The sequence below is a fragment of the Aquimarina addita genome (assembly GCF_039539305.1).
Classification (GTDB): domain Bacteria; phylum Bacteroidota; class Bacteroidia; order Flavobacteriales; family Flavobacteriaceae; genus Aquimarina; species Aquimarina addita.
Genome location: NZ_BAABCW010000021.1, coordinates 21,532 through 44,715, shown reverse-complemented (window position 1 = coordinate 44,715; position 23,184 = coordinate 21,532). Strand labels below are relative to the sequence as shown.

Genomic DNA, 23,184 nt, shown 5'->3' with positions numbered 1-23,184 from the left:
CTTAAAAAAATAAAGCGATTGATTATTTCACAAGGGCAATACCTATAAAAAATGTAGATAAAATCCCCATAAAAACTATTCTTTCTACACATTACACACTAACCAATAAAATAATGAAAAATTATATTTAATTGATTTTCAGTAATTTAAAATCGAAAAAGATCGTTGATTTTCATATGGCATAATTCTTACACTATTCTTACCAGTCGAGAAAATAATAATTAATTTAAATAATAAAATTAAAAACAAGATGAAAAATTTATTTGTATTAGCAGTAGTAGCTTTAGGATTTTTAGGAACACAGACAATGAATGCTCAAGAAGAAGCTGTTATTGAATCAACTGAAACTGTTGAAGTAGCAACACAAGAAAAATATATTGAAGTAGCTGCAGAAAATTTACCACAACCTGTATTAGATGCCGTTGCAAAAGATTTTGCTGGAGCAACTATAACATCTGCCGGAGCAAAAGAAGATGCTTCTGAATTTAGATTAGTCTTAACTAAAGAAGATGGAGAAACTGCAGAAGTATACGCAGATGCAGCAGGAAACTGGATTACCAAATAATATAATATTTTAAAAGCTTAAGGATTATTTTTAACACGCATACCCCAAAATAAGTAACCACCAAAAAAACGTTAAACTTAATTCGTAGAGTGATTAAATTTAGGAGAAAAGGAGAACTGTACAGTTTTCCTTTTTTTATGTTCTTATAATTACCCTCACAAAATCTTTCATTAGTTATTCTCTCCAATTTGATATAAAATTTTAGAACAAACACACTTAATTTGAACTCCTCCGATTTTAATAAACTACATTTTCAGAAAATATTATTCGAATTAGTTTACTTTACGTTATCCCCGCATCTTTACTTTCGATAACAATCATAGAATAACTATGCAATAATAATGACTACTAATGCTTCTACTCATTACTTATAAATATTCAATTACAAAATAGCTTTTACTTCTAGCCAAAAACTAATTAAATTGTGTGTAAATTCCGCAACTCCACACATCATTCCACACAATTTTGAACCTCTTAACACTCTTTATGTTTTTATTTAAAACATTGTTTATCAGTTATTTATATAGATTTCAAGCCAAATCAGCTACTTGGCATAATTATTCCTCTATATCTAACATCTGAAATAAAAATTAATAAACAATAATAATTTAAAACTTAAAAAGATGAAAAATTTATTTGTATTACCAGTAGTAGCTTTAGGACTTTTAGTAGGAACTCAAACAATGAACGCACAGGAGATTGCTTCTATCGATTCTAATGATGCAACTGAAGTTGTAGCTCAAGAAAAATATATTGAGGTAGCTGTAGAAAACCTTCCTCAGCCAATTCTTGATGCTGTAGCAAAAGATTTTGCAGGAGCAACAATCACTGCGGCTGGAGCTAAGGAAGACGCGTCTGAGTTCAAACTTATACTAGCAAAAGAAGATGGTGAAGCTATGGAAGTTTATGCAGATGCAGAAGGAAACTGGATTAGTAAGTAATCATAATTTAAAAAAGGCTATACAATTTAATCTGTATCCCCAATATAGATTAAACTTCATAGAGTGATTGAATTTAGGAAAGAAAGGAGGCTTGCAAGAGTTCTCCTTTTTTTTATGACAAAAATTTAAAAACCAATGAAAAGAAATTACAACTAGTAAGGATATATACTTTTATAAAAAAAATCATCAAAGACCTGGTTTTTACATATTAAGATAGAATGCTTTGGTTAGGTCAATATAAGAATCAGTATATTGATGCCTGTCATGTTCTATGATTAATTCATCTGGTTCACATGAAACGTTATTAAAACCAAACAACAACATACTTCTTTTAATTTTTGAGGTAGGTGTTCCTTTAACTCTGGTAATTTTTTGAGGAAACAATCCTACTGACTTACCGATATCAACCACCGTATTTTCCTCTTTAAATGGTATTATTAAAGCAAATTTTCCGTTTTCAGAAAGTAAACGAGAGACTCCAATAAAAAGATGCTCAAATGGGAGTGCGTCTTCAAATCTTGCCATATCGCGATCAACATCCTGTGTTTTATAATTTTCTTTAAAAAATGGAGGATTACTAATCAACAAATCATACGTTTCCTCTATTTCCTGAAAAAACTCCTGAAAAGAAGCATGGTAGCAAAATAAACGATCTCCCCAATCAGAAGCCTCAAAATTTTCTACAGCTTGTTCATAAGCACTACTTTCAATTTCTATGGCATCTATAACTTCAGCATTAGATCGCTGCGCCATCATTAATGCAATAACTCCTGTACCTGCACCTATATCTAAAATCGTATCAACCTCTTCAGATACTGGCACCCATGAGCCTAGTAACACACCATCTGTCCCTACTTTCATAGCACAGCGATCCTGGTGTATAGTAAATTGCTTAAATCTAAACGATGTACTCATGAAACTAATGAATTATAACAATGGATACGGGAATTATAAATAGATGTACATGCAAGAAGTAATCAGTATAGAATCGAACAGTAATATTGTCTATTCTAAATATAAATCAATTAATCCCTCTGGTGCTGATACAAAAATAGTCTTTGCATCTCGATCAATCTTATCAATAAACTCGTCATTCATAGGAATCAGAATTTCTGTGCCATCACGATCAATCTCAAAAAGCGCCTGCGAGGTAGTATCATTGATATTTGTAATAACACCAACTTCGCCAAAAGTCTGGTCTATTATTTTAAAACCAATAACTTCATGAAAATAAAATTGATTTCCTTCGAGTTTTGGCAATAGATCTAATGGTAGATAAATTTTTGCCTTCATTAAATCATCTGCATCTTCTTCTGAATCAATATCTTCAAATTTTACCCTCAACAAATCGCTTTTATGAAGCGCGCTACGTTCTAAAAAAAATGGAACCAAATTTTTGTTATAATCAACAAAAACTGATTCCATTCCTACATAATTTTCGGGTTCATCTGTGTCGAGTTTAATCAACAGTTCTCCCTTAAAACTGAACTTACTTACGATTTTGCCTAGATAGAAGCAATCTTCTTTCTTCATCGTTATTAGTTCAATTATTCTTCCTCGTTGCTAGCTTCTTCAGTTACTTCTTCAGCCGCCTGTGCTGCAACTTCTTCTGCTTTAGCAGCAGCTTCTGCTTCTGCAGCATCTGCTTCGCGCTTAGCATTTACTTCTTTTTCTGCAGCTAATATTTTTGCTTTAGCATCTGCATCTGCTTTTGCTAATGTAGCTTTCTGAGCGTCAACTAACCCTTCTTTTTCACCTAACCAAGCTTTAAATTTCTCTTCAGCTTGCTCTTCTGTAAAAGCGCCTTTCTTAACACCACCGGCAAGGTGATTCTTAAGCATTGCTCCTTTGTAAGATAAAATAGCACGAGCCGTATCCGTAGGCTGCGCTCCATTTTGTAACCATTTTACCGCATCATCAACACTTAAGTCAATAGTTGCAGGATTTGTATTTGGATTGTACGTTCCTAGTTTCTCTAAGAATTTACCATCTCTTTTTGCTCTAGCATCAGCTGCTACGATCCAGTAAAAAGGCTTTCCTTTTTTACCGTGTCTTTGTAATCTAATTTTAACAGACATATAAATTAATTTTTGGGTACACGACCCGATTATAATTAAGTGCGCAAATGTAGTCATTTCTAACAAACTAACATTAAAAAACTAAGCTATTTCTTACCACTAAAAAAACTATCACTATTTATCTAACAAAAAAACTGTAAAACTATAGTTTTCAACTCTTTATTTTAAAACACAATGAAACTAGCAAAAAGTCAAAAAGGATACTATATTTTTTTTAGAGTATTCAACCGATTTATCATCTTTTAACAATTAAAATCATCAAACCAACTAAAAATCAAACGAACCTCATCTCCACCTATATTTATGTAATTTATCCAAATTACATAAACTTTTATCGATAATAATGGACTTTATAAGTTTACAAAATACTTACAAAAATAAATAATCACATAAATTATAAAATATTAGTAATCAATTATTTAAATATTTATAAGTTAGAATTACCCCAATAGAAACCTTGGAAATAAAATTAATTCATAATAAAATATTGAAAGATTAAAACTTACTTTTAAATATAAAAATATCAATTTTTGTGTATTTCATCGATATTTTACATACTTAATCGATAAAAAAAGTGTTTTTTATTGTATAAAAATTGTTTTACTCGAATTTTCATGATATGTTTGCATCAAATATTTAAGCACATTTTTAGTTCTAATTTTTTAAACCCCAAGTATATGATCAGAAAAATTACCCCATTTATTGCATTTTTTTGTTTGATCTTTAACTCATGTACTACCGACATAGAAGTAAATTCTCCGGGTCTTCAAGCTACAATTGATGATGACAATGAACTATTCAGACCGGGTATCAAAAAAGCAGTGCTTCATGATGATGGCACCTTGGTAATTCAAGGCTCTACCGGTTCAGAGTCTATCAGTTTTACAATAACATCAAGTAAAACAGGAACCTATAAAATAAATCAACAAGCTGTAAATGCAGTAACTTTTCAAAACAGCAATACTAAATTCTCCTCAGAAAATGGTGTGAGCCAAGGACAAATTGTTGTTGACGAAATTTACAATAATGAAATTTCTGGTAGCTTCTACTTTCAAGATCTTAAAGGGAGTGATGGCAAATCTATAACGTTTAGAAATGGATGGTTCTATAGATTACCAATCGAAAACTTTGTACCAGAAAAAGAAGAGGTTATTGAAGAAGAAGTAATTGTTGAAGAGGAAGAAGAGGAAGAAGAAGAAATCAATGAATGTCTTCTTAACGCATCGCTTACCGCAAAAGTAAACGGAGTAGATATGATTACAGATGACCACGATGCTATACCTTTTGGAGTTAACAATCCATCAATACTCATAAAAGCAAAGAATGATACCGAAGAAATCACTATTGTTTTTCCTATAAACGTAACCCCAGGGCAGTACTCCCTAACCGGTTCTGGAGATTATAGTGCAACCTATAGCCTTGATAATGATAAGTCTTCAGCTATAAGTGGAACACTTACTATAACTGATCACAACTCAGAAACTCAATGTATCACTGGTACCTACGAGTTTACTACCCGAAGCGGTGTAGTTGTTACAGAAGGTGTTTTCGATTTTGGATACTAATTAACAAACTCAACTATAAATAAACAAAGCGTTTATCAGTGGTACTGATAAACGCTTTGTCGCTTTTAAGAACAAAAGAAAGGGATCAAACTACGATTGAGAGTGTATCTAAAACCAGCGGTAGCAACATACATTTCTCCATACAAAACATAATAAAGCTGAAGGATATCCTTCGGCTTTATTAGTTAATAACTGAACATAACTTTTCAGTTATTCAGTGTTCATTTTTCTTATTTTTGCAACTATCCAGAATCATTAATATTCTATTCAAACGACTCACTCTATGTACTTAATCTTTGATACAGAAACCACAGGATTACCAAAACGGTGGGACGCCCCAATAAGTGACACGGATAATTGGCCCAGATGTATACAAATTGCATGGCAGTTACACGATGAGATGGGAAACTGCCTGGAGCATCAAGATTATCTGGTACAACCAGAAGGTTTTAATATACCCTATGATGCTGAAAAAATTCATGGAATCTCTACTGAATTGGCAGCACAAGATGGTATTACACTAGAAGAAGTACTGGAAAAATTTAACATCGCACTATCCAAAACAAAGTTTGTAATAGGACAAAACGTAGGCTTTGATGTTAATATTATGGGATCAGAATTCTATCGATTAGGGATAGAAAATCAACTTCAGGAACTTCCCGTACTGGATACCTGTACAGAAACAACAGCCAAACTATGTCAAATCCCAGGAGGTCGTGGTGGAAAATTTAAACTCCCCACTTTAACAGAACTCCATCAGCATCTTTTTGGAGTAGCTTTTGGCGAAGCACATAATGCAACAGCTGATGTAGAAGCTACCACACGATGTTTCCTTGAATTAATCAGAAAACAAGTCTTCACAAAAGAAGAATTAGATGTTAACCCGGATTATTTTCAGAATTTTAAAGAGACACATCCTTTACCTATTCAGTTAATAGGATTAAAACATATTAATCTCAAGAAAGCTTCACAAAAAATAAGAGAAGCACTTGCGAATCAAGGTGATGCCAACATATCTCAACAAGATCTTAAAAAAAATCTTGCAGCATTAGATGCACTGGATTTTGTACACTTACACAATCACACCCAATTTTCAGTATTACAATCCACTACAAGTATCCCCGATTTAATAAAAGTTGCCGCTACTCAAAAGATGCCTGCTGTAGCAATGACAGACCACGCCAATATGATGGGCGCATTTCATTTTGTAGAAGGAGTTGCTAATCACAATAAAAAAGTAATCTCAGCCAATAAAGAAGCAATTGAAAACGGAGAAGAACCAACTGCAAAAGAAATGAAAGCTATTGTTGGTTGCGAATTTTTTGTCTGCGAAGATCACACCAATAAATCAAGAAAAGATAATGGATATCAAATTGTATTACTAGCTAAAAACAAAAACGGATACCACAATCTTGCAAAAATGTCTTCTATAGGCTTTGTAGATGGATTCTATTATGTGCCCAGAATTGATAAAAATGTAATCAAGCAGTATAAAGAAGATATTATTGTACTCACCGGAAATCTTTATGGCGAAGTTCCTAGTAAAGTATTAAATATAGGGGAAAAACAGGCTGAAGAAGCATTATTATGGTGGCATCAGGAATTTGGCGATGATCTCTATATCGAACTTATGCGCCATAATCAAGAGGATGAAAATAGAGTAAATCCGGTTCTAGTTGATTTTGCTAAGAAACATAAAATCAAAACCGTTGCTACCAATAATACATATTATTGTGAAAAAGCAGATGCTAATGCACACGATATTCTTTTGTGCGTAAAAGATGGAGAAAAGCAAGCAACCCCTATCGGAAGAGGAAGAGGATATCGCTATGGATTACCTAATCAGGAGTACTACTTTAAATCATCTGATGAGATGAAAAGTTTATTCAAAGATCTTCCGGAAGCTATAGAGAATGTACAGGAAATTGTAGATAAAATTGAACCATTCACATTAGCCAGAGATGTTTTATTACCTGCTTTTGATATCCCTGCAGAGTTTCAATCCGCAGAAGATGCTATTGATGGTGGTAAAAGAGGAGAAAATAAATACCTAAGACATATTACGTATCAAGGCGCAAAAAAAAGATATACAGAAATTACTCCAGAAATCGATGAGCGTCTGGATTTTGAACTTAAAGTAATCGAAAAAACAGGATATCCGGGATATTTTCTTATCGTAGAAGATTTTATTCGCGCTGCGAGAACAATGGATGTTTCTGTAGGTCCGGGTCGTGGATCTGCTGCAGGATCAGTTGTTGCTTACTGTTTATGGATTACTAATCTCGACCCCATAAAATATGACTTACTATTTGAGAGATTCCTGAATCCCGATCGTGTAAGTATGCCTGATATTGATATTGATTTTGACGATGAAGGCCGCAGCCGGGTCATGGATTATGTGATAGAAAAATATGGAGCTAATCAAGTAGCACAAATTATTACATATGGTACGATGGCTGCTAAATCGTCCATACGGGATACTGCCCGGGTACTGGATTTACCGCTTGGTGATTCAGATCGAATTGCCAAGTTAATTCCGAATATGTCCAAACTTGGAAAAATTTTCGGTATTGATGAGGCTACACTAAAGAAGAAATTCAGGAGTGACGAACTAGAAAAAGTACATGAACTTCTTAAAATAGCAGAGGGTAATGATCTGGAAGCTGAAACCCTAAACCAGGCACGTGTTCTGGAAGGTTCTGTAAGAAACACAGGGATACATGCTTGTGGGGTTATTATTACACCAGATGACATTACCAAATTTGTGCCCGTTGCATTAGCAAAGGATTCTGACATGTATTGTACACAATTCGACAACTCTGTCGTAGAAGATGCCGGATTATTAAAAATGGATTTTCTGGGACTAAAAACACTGACCTTAATAAAAGATACGGTTAAGATTGTAAAAGCAAAGCATAATGTTGATTTAGATCCTGAGAATTTTCCGTTAGATGATGAAGAAACCTATGCACTATTCCAGCGAGGAGAAACCGTAGGTGTGTTCCAGTATGAATCTCCTGGGATGCAAAAATATATGAAGGAATTAAAACCTACAGTTTTTGCCGATCTCATTGCAATGAATGCCTTATATCGTCCAGGACCTCTAGAATACATTCCTAGTTTTATTAACAGAAAACATGGTACAGAAGAAATTATCTATGATCTTGAAGCTTGCGAAGAATATCTAAAAGAAACATACGGAATCACTGTGTATCAAGAGCAAGTAATGCTATTGTCACAAAAATTAGCGAATTTTACTAAAGGCGAAGCGGATGTTTTACGTAAAGCCATGGGTAAAAAACAAAAAGCGGTACTGGATAAAATGAAGCCTAAATTCATTTCTCAAGCATCCGCAAATGGACATGCAGAAGAAAGTTTAGAAAAAATATGGAAAGATTGGGAAGCATTTGCAGCCTATGCGTTTAACAAATCACATTCTACATGCTACGCATGGATTGCTTATCAAACTGCGTATCTAAAAGCTCATTATCCCGCAGAATATATGGCTGCCGTTCTCTCCAATAATATGAATGACATCAAACAGGTTACCTTTTTTATGGAAGAGTGTAAACGTATGAAACTAGATGTACTTGGTCCGGATGTTAATGAGTCCTATCGTAAATTTTCTGTAAACAAAGAAGGTGCAGTACGTTTTGGGATGGGTGCCATAAAAGGTGTGGGTACAGGAGCAGTTGCTACCATAGTAGAAAATAGAAAAGAAGATGGACCTTATCGATCTATTTTTGATATGGCAAAACGTATTGATCTGCGTGCAGCTAACAAAAAAGCTTTTGAAAGCCTTGCGCTCGCAGGTGGCTTTGATTCTTTTACTGAAACGCATAGAGGACAATATTTTCATCAGGAAGGTGATGGAATAACCTTTTTAGAAAAAGCGGTAAAATATGGTTCTAAATTTCAGGAAAGTGAAAATTCTTCTCAAGTAAGTCTCTTTGGAGAAGCTAGTGAGGTGCAGATTGCAGAACCTATTGTACCTCCTTGTGAAGAATGGGGAACTATGGAAAAACTTGCCAGAGAAAAAGAAGTAGTAGGGATTTATCTTTCTGGACATCCTCTGGATGATTTTAAATATGAAATGAAATATTTCTGTAATGGCACACTTTCCAATTTTGTTGAACTGGAAAAGAATTTGAATCGTGAAATTTCATTTGGAGGCGTGATTACAAATGTAGAACATCGTACTTCTAAAAATGGTAAAGGCTGGGCTACTTTTAGTATTGAGGATTACACAACAGCGCATGAATTTAGAATTTTTGGAGAAGATTATTTAAAGCACAGACCATTTTTAGTACAAAGCACATTCGTATACGCTAAAGCTTTTATTAAAGAAGGATGGATGAATAGAGATACCGGTAAAAAAGGAGATCCCAGAATTCAATTTAACAGTTTTCAACTATTACACGATGTAATGGAAACGTATGCCAGAAAATTAACCATTCAATTAGATATCAATACGCTTTCTGACGCTAGAATTGAAACTTTAAAAGAGTTATTGACAGAGCACTCCGGAAATCATACTCTTAATTTTGTGATCTTTGAAATGGCAGAAAAATTAAAACTACATATGCCTAGCAGAAAACAAAAGGTCAATATTTCTCAGGAATTATTAGTTGCACTGGAACAGGATGAAGTGTATTATAAATTGAATTAATATAATCCATAAAGTACGTATGTAACATAAATATCGTCTTTACTGAAAGGGTTACAAATTTATATAGTGAAACAAATCTATTTATTTTTTTAGGCACAAGAAAACGTTATTAAGATCTAATCAAAAAAACTTCGCGCCCAATTTTCCGCCTCTTCCAGTTCTCTAAAAAATGTAAAAGCCTGATCCCATAACGGACGTTCTTCTACAGCCCTATTTACCTCTGCCGGATCATCAGAAACAATAGCATACCCTATCATGTTTTTAAGAATTCTACCTTCATACACCTTTAAATCGATCTTGTGTGGAAATTTGCGATGGGTAATAAATACAAAATTTCGCCCTTTGTAATGTGCTTCTAACGATGAAGTAATTTCTTCACCTATAGCAACAGTTATCTCTGAACCTTCATTCATTACAATAATAGCATGAGTTTCTTTAAAAATAAGGTCACAATATGGAAGTCTGGTTTCTTTCATTAAATTTTAAAAAAACAAATATAATGTTAATTAAATTATAATTTAAATCCTTAAAGAGCTAAAAACAACTTTTTGAAACTTTATCTACAAACGACACCTTTTGTTAAGAAAAGTGAGTGTTTTTAACGTCTTAGCCTATGCGTTAAATAAGAAGCTTTTATTTATTTTTATACATAAATGCTTTCTTTCAGCATATTTTTTTAAGTGTATCCTATAAATCTATTGCTTAAAATTAACAATTGTTCTAGGTTACCATACATTAATATTTTATTTTGGTATCAGAAAATTCAATATCCTTATAGTTAAAACAAATATTATGACTGTAAGCTTTGGCAGAATTATTGACTAATTTCGCAAATAACAAATTAAATAAGAATTTAAAACATATATAATTATGGCACTAGAAATAACAGATGCTACATTTGACGAAGTAGTACTAAAAAGTGATAAACCTGTACTTGTTGACTTTTGGGCTGCATGGTGTGGTCCTTGTCGTATGGTAGGTCCTATCATAGAACAAATCAGTGAAGAATATGATGGAAAAGCCGTTGTGGGCAAGGTAGATGTGGATGCTAATCAAGAATTTGCTGCAAAGTACGGTGTTAGAAATATTCCTACAGTATTAGTTTTTCAGAATGGAGAAGTAGTAGGACGACAAGTAGGTGTATCGCCTAAAAATGTATACGCAGAAGCAATAGACTCTCTTTTGTAATCTACTAAAATAGCATATTGATAAAAAGGTTTGGCTCTGAGTCAAACCTTTTTACGTTTATAACATCTCGGTTTACATACTTGCTAATTTTTTCAAATAAATTATTCAATCAATCATACACATACCTTATGTAAAATTACAAATGTGACTACTCAAAAAAAATGAATTCTAGAAAATCCGCCTTTACTTTTGTAATAGTTCACTTTTAGCGGGCTCTAACAGATAAAATGAAATAGTTATCTTTGAAGTAATGACATTAGCTTGTTCATTTTAGAAAAACACCTTATGGATATTCAAAAAGAAACTAACAAAACTACTGGATTCATTAATCTTGAACTCCTTGCAAAACAAGTAGTAGAAGGATTTATTTCTGGAATGCACAAAAGCCCGTTTCATGGATTTTCTGCAGAATTTGCCGAGCATAAGGTGTATAATAATGGTGAAAGTACTAAACATATTGACTGGAAGCTATATGCTAAAACAGATAAACTTTTTACCAAGAGATATGAAGAAGAAACTAATCTAAGATGTCATATTATTATAGACAATTCATCATCTATGCACTATCCTGAAATCAAAGAACATCACCTGGGATCTTTGAATAAAATTAGTTTTTCTACATTGGCAACTGCATGTTTGATGAGTATTCTTAAAAAACAAAGAGATGCCGTTGGATTAAGTATTTACAGTGATACGTATGATTATTATGCCCCAGAAAAAGGAAGTGAAAGACATCACCAAATGTTATTGAGCACCTTAAGTAATATAGTTACAGAGACACCAGACACAAAAAACACGGATACCTATTCGTTTTTGCATCTGATAGCAGAAAAAATTCATCGTAGATCCCTCATTTTTTTATTTACTGATATGTTACAGGCAACAACAGAGCCGGACAAACTTTTTGAGGCGCTTAGACATCTTAAACATAATAAACATGATGTAGTGCTCTTTCATACTTTTGACAGTACCAAAGAAGTTAATTTTGAATTTAATAATCGCCCTACGCGTTTTGTTGATGTAGAAACGGGTGAACATCTCAATGTTTATGCAGATAATATAAAAGAGAACTATCAGAAAGCGGTAGCTGATTATTTTTATGAATTAAAAATGAAATGTTCTCAATACAAGATAAAATACGTAGAAGCAGATATCACTAAAGATTTTGATACAATTCTTACAACCTATTTAGTTGAAAGGCAGAAATTTGTATAATTTTAATAAAAATTATATAAAATAACTTCATAAAATTATTGCATATATGAAAATGAGGCTTATATTTGCATCCGCAATGCGCAACGGTCTGGTAGTTCAGCTGGTTAGAATGTCGCCCTGTCACGGCGAAGGTCGCGGGTTCGAGTCCCGTCCAGACCGCTAAATTGCAAAAAGCTTCAATGTAAATTGAGGCTTTTTTTTGTAATTACATAAAAACGCAATTTCCTCCTTAGATTAACTAGAATAGTTGCATAAATCCGACAATTGGTCTTTATCTTAATCAGATCCAAATGTGAGTCCTTTAGCTTTCTAGAGCACCTTCTATTTTTAAGTTGTTATCACTTTTAAAAAATCTTCAAAAGAATCTGAAAACACATCAAACTCCCAACTACCTGTTCCATACATACTGGTATAAATAGTACCTTTGCTGTCGTTTATATCTATACAATACGGGTCTGTATCTGTATCTGCGATCACAACTAAATGCGCAGGCCAATTCGCTAGAACTTCTTTTTTGACGGGATTATATGCATAGCCATGCTGCTTTTTGAGCAAATTTTGAGCTCCATAAAGACTCAATCCCTGGGGAAAGGTATTATTTTTTATAAAGACTTTGAGTGGTGAGTAATTCTTCAGAAATAGAAGATACTCATCGGGTAATTTCCAGTGTTTCTCTATTTCAGCAATTTTCTCTTTATCGGCTATCACCATCCAATCCGATGGATTAGATGCATCTTGATGATTGCTTCTCTGTTTCTCTAGGGTTTGGTCGAGTACTGCTACTATTTTTTCAAAGGATGTTTTGGGGTTCCTGAGCGATGCGTGTACTGTCGGTTTTTCATACCCTTTCCCATTTAGATAACCATTGTTTTGCCAGGTAAGTATTTCATCTATACGAAAATCATTAGCCTTCCAGTACCCGGGATCTTCTGGTAATGCCTTATCAAAAGTTTGTTTACTATATACAGAGATACTTTTAATAGCTTTTGCTCTTGATGCCAATGCTATATTTTCATCTGTCAATACATGGATTAGAGTATCGTATGCTTTTTCTCCCTTTGTTTTCAAAAGTCCGTCAATTCCCCAATAGATCAATGAAGATTGTGTGATAGTCCATTCGAAAAAAGAAGCGTATTTATACTCATTTGCCTGAACAAGTTTTAGAACATCCGAAAGCAAAAAGTTGCGCCAATGCAATAGTTGTCCATTTTTACAATACTCTATCAATATGGTAATGACTTCTTCTCGGTTAGAAGATCCATATGTTTTGATTAACTTTTCTTTGAGTTTACTGAATGTGTTTCCATCACTTTCCTGAAAAAGTTCTTTTTTAAATTGTTCTATGGATTTTGGCATCTTAGTTTAGAGTTCGTTTTAGTATTTCCACTTTTGTATAACAGCTTCACTAAATAGGTCCTTTAAAATTTCCTCACACCACTCTTCTGCCTTTTTTTGTCCTATTTCTTGATCAAATAAATCTTCCTGACAAGAAATCAAACAGCCTTTGATATAATCACTAACGTCATCAAATAGTTTGGTTAGGTACGGTTGTTCATCGTGGTCAAAATAATAGATTTCTTTCGTCTTGCTATGAAAACAAAACATGTTTCCGTTACCTAAATAGTCACTAAATGAGATTAAAAAAGGGAGGTGTTTTTTATCTTCTACAGAAAAATCAGGTCCATATTCTGGCTGATCTTTCCATATATCTTGTATCCACCCAATATCATCCAATTCTTGTAATTGTTCTGAGATATTAGCAATTCCAAAATGTTGATAAAATAACTTCAAATTGACAGGTAAAGTAGTATCTAATCTTTTTTCTACTATTCTTATCGCTTCAGCAGGAATGGGTTCGGGCAATTTATTCTGCCAGTTACCTGCAAAAGCTAATAGGATCAATTTGGTGTTTTCTATCCATGTTTCATCTCCCATTTTTTCAAAAGGGATGATGATATCTGATTTTGATTTTATGGTCAACATATTGTACTACTGTGTTTTATTTAACTAATAATCTCTTGCTTCGTCAAACCATTTGCTGGCTAGTTCTTCATCGATATCTATGGCAGGAACTTGTCTTAGCTGATGAATGGCCTCACCAATATCTTCTCTTTCGGTAGTTTCTATTTGTGCGAAATCATTAAATACTTTTGTAAAGTCAGTTAATAAGCTTTTTACTTCCTTTTCTGTTTTGGATTTTTTTAGCATTTTAAGAGTTGCCTTATAGACTTTTACTGCTTTTTTAGCTTCTTTATCCGGCCAAGCCGAAAAAGGAATTCCATATTCTGTTGTAAACCAAATGGCTTTTTTGAGTTGTGATACTGAGGCGTGTTCTAATGTTCTTTCTTTAGTTATTTTTTTTAATTCACTTCGCAATACTTTTCCCTTTGTTTCTTCAATATTCCAACCAATGAATGAAGTTAAATTTTTCCAGGTATGTAGTGCAGGGAGGTTTTCTAAATCCGGGACGTATCGTAGCGCCAGCTTTTCTAATTTTTCCAGCTTTTCTAAAAAATGCAGATTGGTTAAACTCCCTTGTAAACTCAAGCTTTTTAATGCTTTAAACTGTACTAAACTTTCGCAATCAAGTGCTTGACCAACGGGACTCATAGAGATAGCTAAATTGGTAATATCTTTTAGATTTTTTAATAAGGGTAACGTGTAGTTCTCATAACCAGAAACGGTAGGACAAATTATTAGTGAAGTGTTTCTTTCGATTTTTTGAATATCGATATATTGAATAGTTCCTGACAAATAAAGTCTTAACGTATTTTTTCCTAGCTTAATTTGTACATGTTTATCGTTAGAATGAATACTTAGATTACGTATATGAGAATTTGTAAAATCTACTGAAACATCTTCTTGTGGTACCCAGGTAAAATCTTCTGTTTTTCTTTTTTCGGTCCATTTGATAAAACCCTGATCATTACCATAGTAATAAAAAAAGCGAGGCCGATCACTACTAAAAGTATCCCAATTGATAGGCAGGTTTTCCTCAACCAAAACATCAAATTTTTTTGTATCCATTCCAATAGTTCCTATAGATAAACTTCCCTGACCCAACGGAATGGAAATTTTGTGGCTATTGTGTCCTGTTAAGGAAAGTTCTATTTCTTGTGTACTCATAGTGATGCTATTCAATTTTAATCATTCGAATAATCAAATGCTATATCAACTGGGGCTTATATCAATCAGTTTGTCTGATTGTATACTTTAATTGTTAATATTAAAAGTAATCTAAATTATTTTTAATCATATTTCTTATTTATTTTCATAATTAGTTTGGGGTTTTCTTTTTCAAATAGCTTTGTCTGTACTCACAAAAAAATTAAAACGAAATTACTTTAAAAGAGCAAACATAATACTCCAGCCAACAGTTGGAAATTTATTTCCTCATCAAAAACCGTTTAAATTTTATACTAAAAATACTCATATATACATTTTAAATCCTCTCATAATCAGAGTTATTTCCTTTTTCACCTTTTATATTTCCATATTCAGGCTTTATAAAACAAGCAAAAAACATGAGTACGAATCTAATTTATATAGTATCTCAAAACCAAAAGTCATTATCTTTCTGATTAAAAAAGTAATAGAATAGATATTTGATAAATAACACGTTAAGAATAGTAACGAATGGAGTTAAATCCGTTCACATAATTTATCTTAAAACCTATTGATCTATCAGAAAAAAGATCATCATTTCTTAGCACCATAGACTATTTAAATCTATAGCGATGATTGTACTTTTATTGTAGACCAGCGTCCGTTTATTGATGCACTCTCTTCGTAAAATTTAGTGGTATTTATGTTGGATTAGACTCTATTAATTATATATTTGCAGACCAAAAGTTATTTTGAAATTGAGCGAATATTAGGTTTTAAAAAACCTAAAAGCATAGCGTTTGGATGCTGTCCAGACCGTAAAATTGCAAAAATCTTCAATTGATATTGAAATTTTTTTTAGCAATAAACAATGTTGTGTTGTCTCCCATTATGTGGGAGTGGTTTAGTAGTAAACCGATGAGAAGCTTTTCCTGAAAATGGAGAGGCTTTTTTTGATTATCTACACAAAAAAGTAAGAAAAAGATTACTTTATAATCATAAAATTACATTTAAAACTGTTAAAAAACATTTTTATTTGACAAAACGCATTAAAATGTTTGCTGATTAAGAATTAAACTGTATCTTTACAAAGTGAAAAATTAGTTATTGCTTTTATCAAACCCCAAGATAAAAGTAATTAAAAGTTGAGTTTTAATTTTAGATTAAGCCCCTAAATTAAGATGATTTGTGTGAAGAAAAAGAGCGTGGAGACGCTCTTTTTTATTTTTAGCATTGTATGTTTTTATCCGGTAAAGAGTAGATGCTTTTCTTTTATGACATTCTTTACATTTAGACGTTCCTATTCCTGGTAAAATAGATAAACCTATAGAATACCTGTTTGAAGAGCAAAGAGGAAGAATCCATAAAAGGATAACTCCACATATACTTAGGCACAGTTTCGTTACTTATCTTTTAGAAAATAGTACAGACTTGCTCTAGATATAAACTTTATTAGGATATAGTTCTAGTAAAACAACAGAACTCTACACACAAGTAGCTGTAAACAATTTTAAGTTGATCAAAAATCCGTTAGATTTGTGAGTGACATAACTGAAATATACCGATTGGGCATTTACAACTGTTGGTAACAATTTGAAAACATAACATTAAAATTTTGAGAAATGGAAAAAATTTGGATAATCATAACAGTAATTACAGTTTTCTTGATAATTAATTTTCTCTATTATAAAAGTATGAAAGGTTATGTAAAAGAATCATTTGGTAAAAAGTGGTTGAGCGTTTGGGGAAATAAAGTTTATTTCTGGCAAAGTTCAATCTTTATTAGTACAACTGGAACAGCTTTAGTAGTGTGCCTTTTAAAATGATCAAATATTTTGATTTTTTAGAAATCTTAAAACAAATAATGTTTTAGGTATAAAGTAACTTTAAAATTCTTCAGCAATTTAGAAAGTTTGAAAAAAACCAACTAATGAGAAATCGGAATCTGACTTTAATACTGATTTGCTATGTTTATCTCGACTATACTCTTAAATAGGGTTTTCTGTAGATTTAATTCGAACGAATTAATAAAATAAAACTGTAGCTAACAACATGTCCAAGAAATAATTGCTTGATTCTAGCCTTCTCATAAAATCCTGCGGATTTTCCTTTAGTGCGGTACTTTTTTTATTAAGTTAGTGGCTTAATTACGTAACTATCCTTACATCAAACATTAGGCAACATAAAAACTTAAACATTGACAAGTAGAAAAATCATAGGATTCCATTTTTTGGCTTTTATCATTTTGATAATTATATTGTTTTTCTCAGCCGAACCTTTATTAAAGAAATTTGCTCCAGGAATCCATAATACTAGCATGTGGTTGAATTTGATAATTTGGGGAACCATTGGAATTCTGTTTTTAACTATATTTTCGTGCTTTATATTTATAAAACGTAATAATTAATATCTTGAAAAAAGTTACGAAAAAGAATCTCGAACTTAATTTAAAAGAAGCTACTTCTACTCTTTTAGAAATGGCACATCATTCTTGTTGGAATAGAATCTCAAATAATATTTACTATATTATTTCCGAGATAAAACAAGACAATTGGAATAGAATTGCACGAAAAAAAGAGAATGAGAAAAAGGAACTCAAATCACTCGAAAAAATAACAGCTGAATTAAAAGTAATTTATGAAAACTTGTATGATTTAAACTTATACATCTATAAAAGCGAAAAAAAGAAAACAATAATAGAAATTCAATACTATCAGAAATCCTCACTCGAATCAGAATTTTATGAAACTGTAAAAAAATAATGACCCAATGTTACATCTGAAAATCGGAATTCCACCTTATGTGAATGATAGAACCGAAAAGTATGATGTTAATTGGGAGTCGGGTGGAATTCGATACGAATTGAATTCATTTTGGTATCAATTAAAATTCAAATGGAAATAGCAGCATAAAATTATATATTTGAACTTAACTAGACTGCTAAAATGTTCTAAATAAAGAGAGAACTATAAAAAAATAATTGGGGAGATTGGAAAACTTCAGTAAATAATTTGGACGAGCTTATTCTTGTATTAAAAAAGAAAATTGACGGAATAACAACTTAGTCAAACCTTAGTAGACTTTGGAAAAGATATAATCAAAACCTTTTACAGTATGCATAGGAAGCTAAGAGTTTATGTTCTTTACCTGATATTTTGAGTTGACAAAAGAAAGAGAACTAAGAACTATTTTCTTCCATATAGCGAACAAAAATAAGACTGAATAAAATGGAACTATTATTAATTATACTTCTTCCGATTGTTATTTGGATTGTGAGTATTTATATGCTTTCTGGCTGGAAGATGTTTTACAAATTTTCTATCGCTAACGGAATTTTAATAATTGCATATGTTGGGTTGTTAATTTATCTAAAATCAATTTGGGAACACGACGAATATGGTTTGGGGTTCCTCTTTAAATTAGCAGTTTGCCTATTGACCCACGTCTTAATCGTGTTTATTTTTTCGATAATAAAAAAAAGACAGTTGAAAAAATAACGATCCCAAACACCAAGTATATGTCATAACAGGTTTAATAATTGATTTGATGTTTCTTGCATATTTGCTATGGAGCCAAGATTTTATGAAGAAAAAGTTATTAAATCTTAGCAAAAAGGTCGATTACATAGTAACATATTCCTTTGCTAAGACACATATATTAAACATTAGCATTCATATATAAAAATGGAAAACGAATTTAGAAAAGTAATGTCCGAGAGGACAGATGATGAGTTGATTAAAATTGTAACCGTTGAAAAGAAAAAATATCAAATAAGTGCTATAGAAGCTGCAACATCTGAAATTAAATCAAGAAATATTGACCAAAATTATTTTGAGGAATATAAAGATAAACTTGTTGTTGAAAAAAAGGAAATAGACTCTATTGCCAAAAATCAAGCTAATAAAACAAAGAGAGCGTTAAATTTTGTAGTCGATTCTTTGATAATTTTTAGTATTATCTACTTTTTCAATAAATATTCTACAGAGAAATCTGAATTACCTCCTATCAAATTTGTGTTACTATTGTATTTTGGATATTACATAGTTTTAGAAAACATTTTCGGACAAACTATTGGAAAGTTTATTACCAATACAAAAGTTACAGATTTAAAGGGCGAAAAACCCAATATGGGTCAAATAGCTAATAGAACTCTCTGCAGATTTATTCCTTTTGATCCTCTGACTTTTTTCTTCAATAGAGAAGGAATGAAATTTCATGATACATTCAGCAAAACGACTGTAGTCAATAATATGAATACTAACATTATGTAATCCTAATACTTTGTTCTGCTCAACTCAAATGTTAGTTGTGTATTTGGAAAGTTGGCAACTTTTAAATTTTACGTTTATGAAAATAATAAAAGCAAAATATTCATATTTGGTTTAGCGCCAATTACAAAAGTATCTCCTATTACCTTCACTACATTTCTTATACTTAACGAACATTTCTAAACCAATGAAAAAAATATTATTTACAGTTTTAGCTACTTTAGGAATAAATATTGGAGCGAAATCCCAAACTGAAAGATTGGATAGCGGATTAAAAAACATTTTAAAAATTACTGCAGACCGATTTGAAAATAATAATCACGCTTTCCTTATAAATCTAGCTAAGGACAATGTTGTCACAGTACAGATTGTTCACGGAGCACTAATTGAGCAAATATCCACACCAACTAACGAATTTAACTTCTCCATAAATCTACCATTTGATAATGAGCAAGAAGAATTAACAAAGTTTAAAGAATTGAAAATATCAGATGAATTTAAATATTATGAATTTGACGGAATTCCTTGCTATGTTATGAATTTTGGAAATGACCAGAAACTGACTTATGAAATTGTGCTAGACGTTCTTAGGGAGGTTTACCATTTTGAAAAATCGGATATTTTTGAGTTTGAAATATTTGACCAAGGGCCAATAAGACGCTAAAAAGTATGTAGTAGTAAAAAACTGAATTAAAAAACAAGTCTTTGATAATATAATGATTTGGAAGTTTTTACTAAGTTGCCAAATCTTTTAATCTGGTATTAAAAGAGAAAAAGTAAAACAAAACATAAAATTTTCGGCTTGTAGCTAAACCGAAAATAATCCCTTGCTTTCTGCACTACTTGCTATATATTTAACGTCAGTTTATCTAAGATATGGAAATTCATGATTTTGACATAAAAAAAGGGATTTACAACTTCGTATTCAGTGAGTTGAATACAGAGAATCATTCTCACCCTGTTGTTGAAGTTATAAATGCAATAAATGGAACTTTTTCATTAGAAGTAAACGGGCAAATCGTAGAAAATTTAGTTTTCGCAATTATTGGCTGCAATATTAAACATAAAGTTGTTTCTCTAGACTGCAACCTTAGAATACTAATGATAGAAAGCCATAACTTATTATTGTCCAATTTCTTAAATAGCAAGAATATTACATTTGAAAACGGGGCTTTTTTAAAAACTAAATTCTCTTTAAAAGATGTACTAATTGCAGAAATTAAAAATCTAGCAAATACAAAGGATTTAGAAACACCAACTGACAAGAGAATTGCGGAGAGCATCAAATTTATGGAACAAAATGAAATTGAATACAAAAATCTCATTTCGGAATTGACCTCAAAAGTGTTTTTGTCTGATAGCAGACTTTCTCACCTTTTTAAAGAACATATCGGAATTTCGATTAAGAAATATCTTGTTTGGAATAAATTGCGACAAGCAATAAATCTGTATGTAAGTGAGAATACCAACTTAACAGATGTTTCTATTCAAAGTGGATTTTTTGACCAAGCTCATTTAAGTAATTCGTTCAAAAATGTTTTAGGTGTAAGTCCTTCAAAAGCTTACAATAGCAGAATCTTACAATCTTAATAGTTTATCTAACTTTAATTTTGTCATCAAAATAGAGAAAATGAACAGACAAATTAGAAACATAGAAAAAACTGATATTCCTGAATTAAAAAAAGTACTTGACTCGAGTGAATTATTTCCTTCATATCTTCTCGATGATATGATAAGTGATTATTTTAATAAGGAATCATCAACGGATATTTGGTTTACAACTACAGAACAAGGAAAACCAATTTCAATTGGTTATTGTGCGCCAGAAAGATTGACCGAAGGAACTTATAACCTCTATGCAATAGCAGTACAAAAAGAAAATCAAGCAAAAGGAATTGGAAAACAAATGATGGAATACATTGAAAATCTTTTACGAGAAAAAGGAAATCGAATTCTTATTGTAGAAACCTCTGGAAAACCAGAATTTGAACTAACAAGAGAATTTTACATTAAATGTAATTATATTAAACAAGCCGTAATTCCAGAATTTTATGACAAAAATGACGATAAAGTAATCTTTTGGAAGAAACTAACTTAACATAAATCCTATCTTTAACTTATATACACTATGCACCTCAACCAGCATACATAACAGAACTAAAAACGAAATTGAAAACAAACAATAAATAGCGTAAAAAATGTTTATTATAAATCTGACTTATAAAACGGAATTAAAAAAAGTTGACCAGTTTTTAAACGACCATATTGAGTTTCTGAATGAGCAATATGAATTAGGTAACTTTCTCGTTTCTGGACGAAAAATTCCAAGAACAGGAGGAATTATAGTGTCTAAAGTTAGCGATAAAACTGAATTGGAAAAAATTATTAATAAAGACCCTTTTAGAATAAATGAATTAGCCAATTATGAATTGACCGAATTTATACCTGGTAAAACCTGTCATGAACTAAAATACTTATTAGAAGAATAAGTACAATTAAAGTCATTAAGATATATTTTAAAGTTTTCCGATTTTTTAACCTTAGTGTAAACGGTTTCAACTGCTTTTATAGCTCATCTCTTATTAATTATCATTAAAAAATAGTAGCTAAACATTAAAATCCTAAAATTTCTAACGCTTACCTCTCTATTTTTTTAGAAATAAATTATCTTGCTCACGTAATAATAAATTATAAAAAAATGGAACGATTTAGTGAAAAATACATCATCACAAAAGACAAGGAATGGGAAGAACTTGGTGGAGGAGTATCAAGAAAATTCTTAGGTTATGATAATCAAATCATGATGGTAAAAGTAAAATTTGAGGAAGGTGCATTAGGGGCACCACATCAACATTTTCATACACAGGCTACTTTTTGTGTTTCAGGTAAATTTGAGTTTGAAATTGATGGAGAAAAGAAAATTGTAGAAGCAGGAGATGGAGTCTATATTGAGCCTAATTTATTGCATAGCGCAGTTTGCTTAGAAGAGGGAATGCTTATTGACACATTTAGCCCTGTAAGAGAAGATTTCTTAAGTGGTGGTGGTGTGTCTTATTTTGGAGATAAAAAATCTTAAAGAAATCTAAGAGAAATTAAACCTGTTTTTTTCAATTAGTTTAAAATCGATAAAAATTACTCTAAGAAAAAACTAATTATACTCGAAAAACTATATCACAACAGTTAATAATGTATATGAGATAATGTTGCCTAGAGGTTACATTATCCCATATACTACTCTTTGGATTCATCAAAATTCAAGATATATTAATAAAAAATGATAGTAGAAAAGAATACATTACTGCAGCTATAGTAACTGTATCATCATTCTTTTTCTGAGTAATTTTTCGGCTTATTTTAAACTCTTCTAAGCGTACTCATTTTCTATACCATAGTATGTAGAATGAATTATCAACGGCTTAAAATTAAATCGCTTAAGAAGGTGGAAATTATCACTTTTTCTAGTTACGATACTAAAGAGGTCTTATATATCATTATTATAATGTTTGCGATTTATTTTTGTGATTTGTTCAGGTTGTACAGTATGAAATCCTTTACGCACATTTGTTAATGATACTTCATATATTCGCACA

At 31.6% G+C, this 23,184-nt stretch carries 21 protein-coding genes and 1 tRNA gene; 15 read left to right on the top strand and 7 right to left on the bottom strand.

What is annotated here, in order from left to right:
* Positions 1 to 250: 250 nt before the first annotated feature.
* Entirely contained in the window at positions 251 to 565 is a 315-nt protein-coding gene (locus ABD816_RS18720) for a hypothetical protein (RefSeq protein ID WP_344929991.1), read from the top strand.
* Positions 566 to 1,188: 623 nt separating this feature from the next.
* Positions 1,189 to 1,506, top strand: coding sequence for a hypothetical protein (locus tag ABD816_RS18715; protein WP_344929989.1), 318 nt, complete (start codon positions 1,189 to 1,191; stop codon positions 1,504 to 1,506).
* Between the two features lie 201 nt (positions 1,507 to 1,707).
* Here the strand turns inward: ABD816_RS18715 and ABD816_RS18710 are convergent, their stop codons facing one another.
* From ABD816_RS18710 to ABD816_RS18700, 3 genes are all read right to left on the bottom strand, one after another.
* The gene (locus ABD816_RS18710; RefSeq protein ID WP_344929988.1) at positions 1,708 to 2,421 is read right to left on the bottom strand and encodes a tRNA1(Val) (adenine(37)-N6)-methyltransferase; all 714 of its coding nucleotides are present in this window, start codon (positions 2,419 to 2,421) and stop codon (positions 1,708 to 1,710) included.
* Positions 2,422 to 2,511: 90 nt separating this feature from the next.
* Positions 2,512 to 3,039, bottom strand: coding sequence for a ribosome maturation factor RimM (gene rimM / locus ABD816_RS18705; protein WP_344929987.1), 528 nt, complete (start codon positions 3,037 to 3,039; stop codon positions 2,512 to 2,514).
* A gap of 14 nt (positions 3,040 to 3,053) precedes the next feature.
* The gene (locus ABD816_RS18700) at positions 3,054 to 3,584 is read right to left on the bottom strand and encodes a 30S ribosomal protein S16 (protein ID WP_344929984.1); all 531 of its coding nucleotides are present in this window, start codon (positions 3,582 to 3,584) and stop codon (positions 3,054 to 3,056) included.
* Positions 3,585 to 4,261: 677 nt separating this feature from the next.
* On the opposite strand from ABD816_RS18700, the gene ABD816_RS18695 reads away from it, so the two are divergent.
* Both ABD816_RS18695 and dnaE read left to right on the top strand, forming a co-directional pair.
* On the top strand, positions 4,262 to 5,149 hold the full coding sequence (locus ABD816_RS18695; RefSeq protein ID WP_344929983.1) for a DUF6252 domain-containing protein: 888 nt from the start codon (positions 4,262 to 4,264) through the stop codon (positions 5,147 to 5,149).
* A 283-nt stretch (positions 5,150 to 5,432) separates the two neighbouring features.
* On the top strand, positions 5,433 to 9,818 hold the full coding sequence (gene dnaE, locus ABD816_RS18690; protein ID WP_344929981.1) for a DNA polymerase III subunit alpha: 4,386 nt from the start codon (positions 5,433 to 5,435) through the stop codon (positions 9,816 to 9,818).
* A gap of 116 nt (positions 9,819 to 9,934) precedes the next feature.
* Here the strand turns inward: dnaE and ABD816_RS18685 are convergent, their stop codons facing one another.
* On the bottom strand, positions 9,935 to 10,294 hold the full coding sequence (locus ABD816_RS18685) for a hypothetical protein (RefSeq protein ID WP_344929980.1): 360 nt from the start codon (positions 10,292 to 10,294) through the stop codon (positions 9,935 to 9,937).
* A gap of 394 nt (positions 10,295 to 10,688) precedes the next feature.
* Between ABD816_RS18685 and trxA the strand changes: the two genes are divergently transcribed.
* From trxA to ABD816_RS18670, 3 genes are all read left to right on the top strand, one after another.
* The gene (gene trxA / locus ABD816_RS18680; RefSeq protein WP_344929978.1) at positions 10,689 to 11,006 is read left to right on the top strand and encodes a thioredoxin; all 318 of its coding nucleotides are present in this window, start codon (positions 10,689 to 10,691) and stop codon (positions 11,004 to 11,006) included.
* A 285-nt stretch (positions 11,007 to 11,291) separates the two neighbouring features.
* On the top strand, positions 11,292 to 12,221 hold the full coding sequence (locus tag ABD816_RS18675; protein ID WP_344929977.1) for a DUF58 domain-containing protein: 930 nt from the start codon (positions 11,292 to 11,294) through the stop codon (positions 12,219 to 12,221).
* Positions 12,222 to 12,306: 85 nt separating this feature from the next.
* Positions 12,307 to 12,380, top strand: a tRNA-Asp gene (locus ABD816_RS18670).
* 168 nt (positions 12,381 to 12,548) lie between these two features.
* Here ABD816_RS18670 and ABD816_RS18665 read toward each other — a convergent pair.
* Genes ABD816_RS18665 through ABD816_RS18655 form a run of 3 tightly spaced genes read right to left on the bottom strand, consistent with a single transcriptional unit; the run spans position 12,549 to position 15,347 of the window.
* A complete protein-coding gene (locus ABD816_RS18665) occupies positions 12,549 to 13,577 on the bottom strand; it encodes an SMI1/KNR4 family protein (protein ID WP_344929975.1) in 1,029 nt (342 codons plus the stop codon).
* Between the two features lie 18 nt (positions 13,578 to 13,595).
* Positions 13,596 to 14,204: an SMI1/KNR4 family protein gene (locus ABD816_RS18660; RefSeq protein ID WP_344929974.1), complete on the bottom strand. Its 609-nt coding sequence runs from the start codon at positions 14,202 to 14,204 to the stop codon at positions 13,596 to 13,598.
* 24 nt (positions 14,205 to 14,228) lie between these two features.
* The gene (locus ABD816_RS18655) at positions 14,229 to 15,347 is read right to left on the bottom strand and encodes a hypothetical protein (protein ID WP_344929972.1); all 1,119 of its coding nucleotides are present in this window, start codon (positions 15,345 to 15,347) and stop codon (positions 14,229 to 14,231) included.
* 2,390 nt (positions 15,348 to 17,737) lie between these two features.
* Between ABD816_RS18655 and ABD816_RS18650 the strand changes: the two genes are divergently transcribed.
* The 8 genes from ABD816_RS18650 to ABD816_RS18615 all read left to right on the top strand — a co-directional run bounded on the left by ABD816_RS18650 (position 17,738) and on the right by ABD816_RS18615 (position 22,670).
* Entirely contained in the window at positions 17,738 to 18,088 is a 351-nt protein-coding gene (locus ABD816_RS18650; RefSeq protein ID WP_344929971.1) for a hypothetical protein, read from the top strand.
* A 7-nt stretch (positions 18,089 to 18,095) separates the two neighbouring features.
* Positions 18,096 to 18,230 (top strand): hypothetical protein, encoded by a 135-nt coding sequence (locus ABD816_RS18645; RefSeq protein WP_344929969.1) that lies wholly within the window; start codon positions 18,096 to 18,098, stop codon positions 18,228 to 18,230.
* 779 nt (positions 18,231 to 19,009) lie between these two features.
* Positions 19,010 to 19,597, top strand: a complete 588-nt coding sequence (locus ABD816_RS18640; protein ID WP_344929967.1) for an RDD family protein — start codon at positions 19,010 to 19,012, stop codon at positions 19,595 to 19,597.
* A gap of 184 nt (positions 19,598 to 19,781) precedes the next feature.
* Positions 19,782 to 20,258: a hypothetical protein gene (locus ABD816_RS18635; RefSeq protein WP_344929966.1), complete on the top strand. Its 477-nt coding sequence runs from the start codon at positions 19,782 to 19,784 to the stop codon at positions 20,256 to 20,258.
* A 212-nt stretch (positions 20,259 to 20,470) separates the two neighbouring features.
* Positions 20,471 to 21,184 (top strand): helix-turn-helix domain-containing protein, encoded by a 714-nt coding sequence (locus tag ABD816_RS18630; RefSeq protein ID WP_344929965.1) that lies wholly within the window; start codon positions 20,471 to 20,473, stop codon positions 21,182 to 21,184.
* A gap of 40 nt (positions 21,185 to 21,224) precedes the next feature.
* The gene (locus ABD816_RS18625; protein ID WP_344929964.1) at positions 21,225 to 21,692 is read left to right on the top strand and encodes a GNAT family N-acetyltransferase; all 468 of its coding nucleotides are present in this window, start codon (positions 21,225 to 21,227) and stop codon (positions 21,690 to 21,692) included.
* 100 nt (positions 21,693 to 21,792) lie between these two features.
* Positions 21,793 to 22,083 carry a YciI family protein gene (locus ABD816_RS18620; protein WP_344929962.1) on the top strand — a complete coding sequence of 97 codons (291 nt, stop codon included), beginning with the start codon at positions 21,793 to 21,795 and terminating at the stop codon, positions 22,081 to 22,083.
* Positions 22,084 to 22,292: 209 nt separating this feature from the next.
* Complete coding sequence (locus ABD816_RS18615; RefSeq protein ID WP_344929961.1) at positions 22,293 to 22,670, top strand: cupin domain-containing protein; 378 nt, start codon at positions 22,293 to 22,295, stop codon at positions 22,668 to 22,670.
* Positions 22,671 to 23,184: the final 514 nt, after the last annotated feature.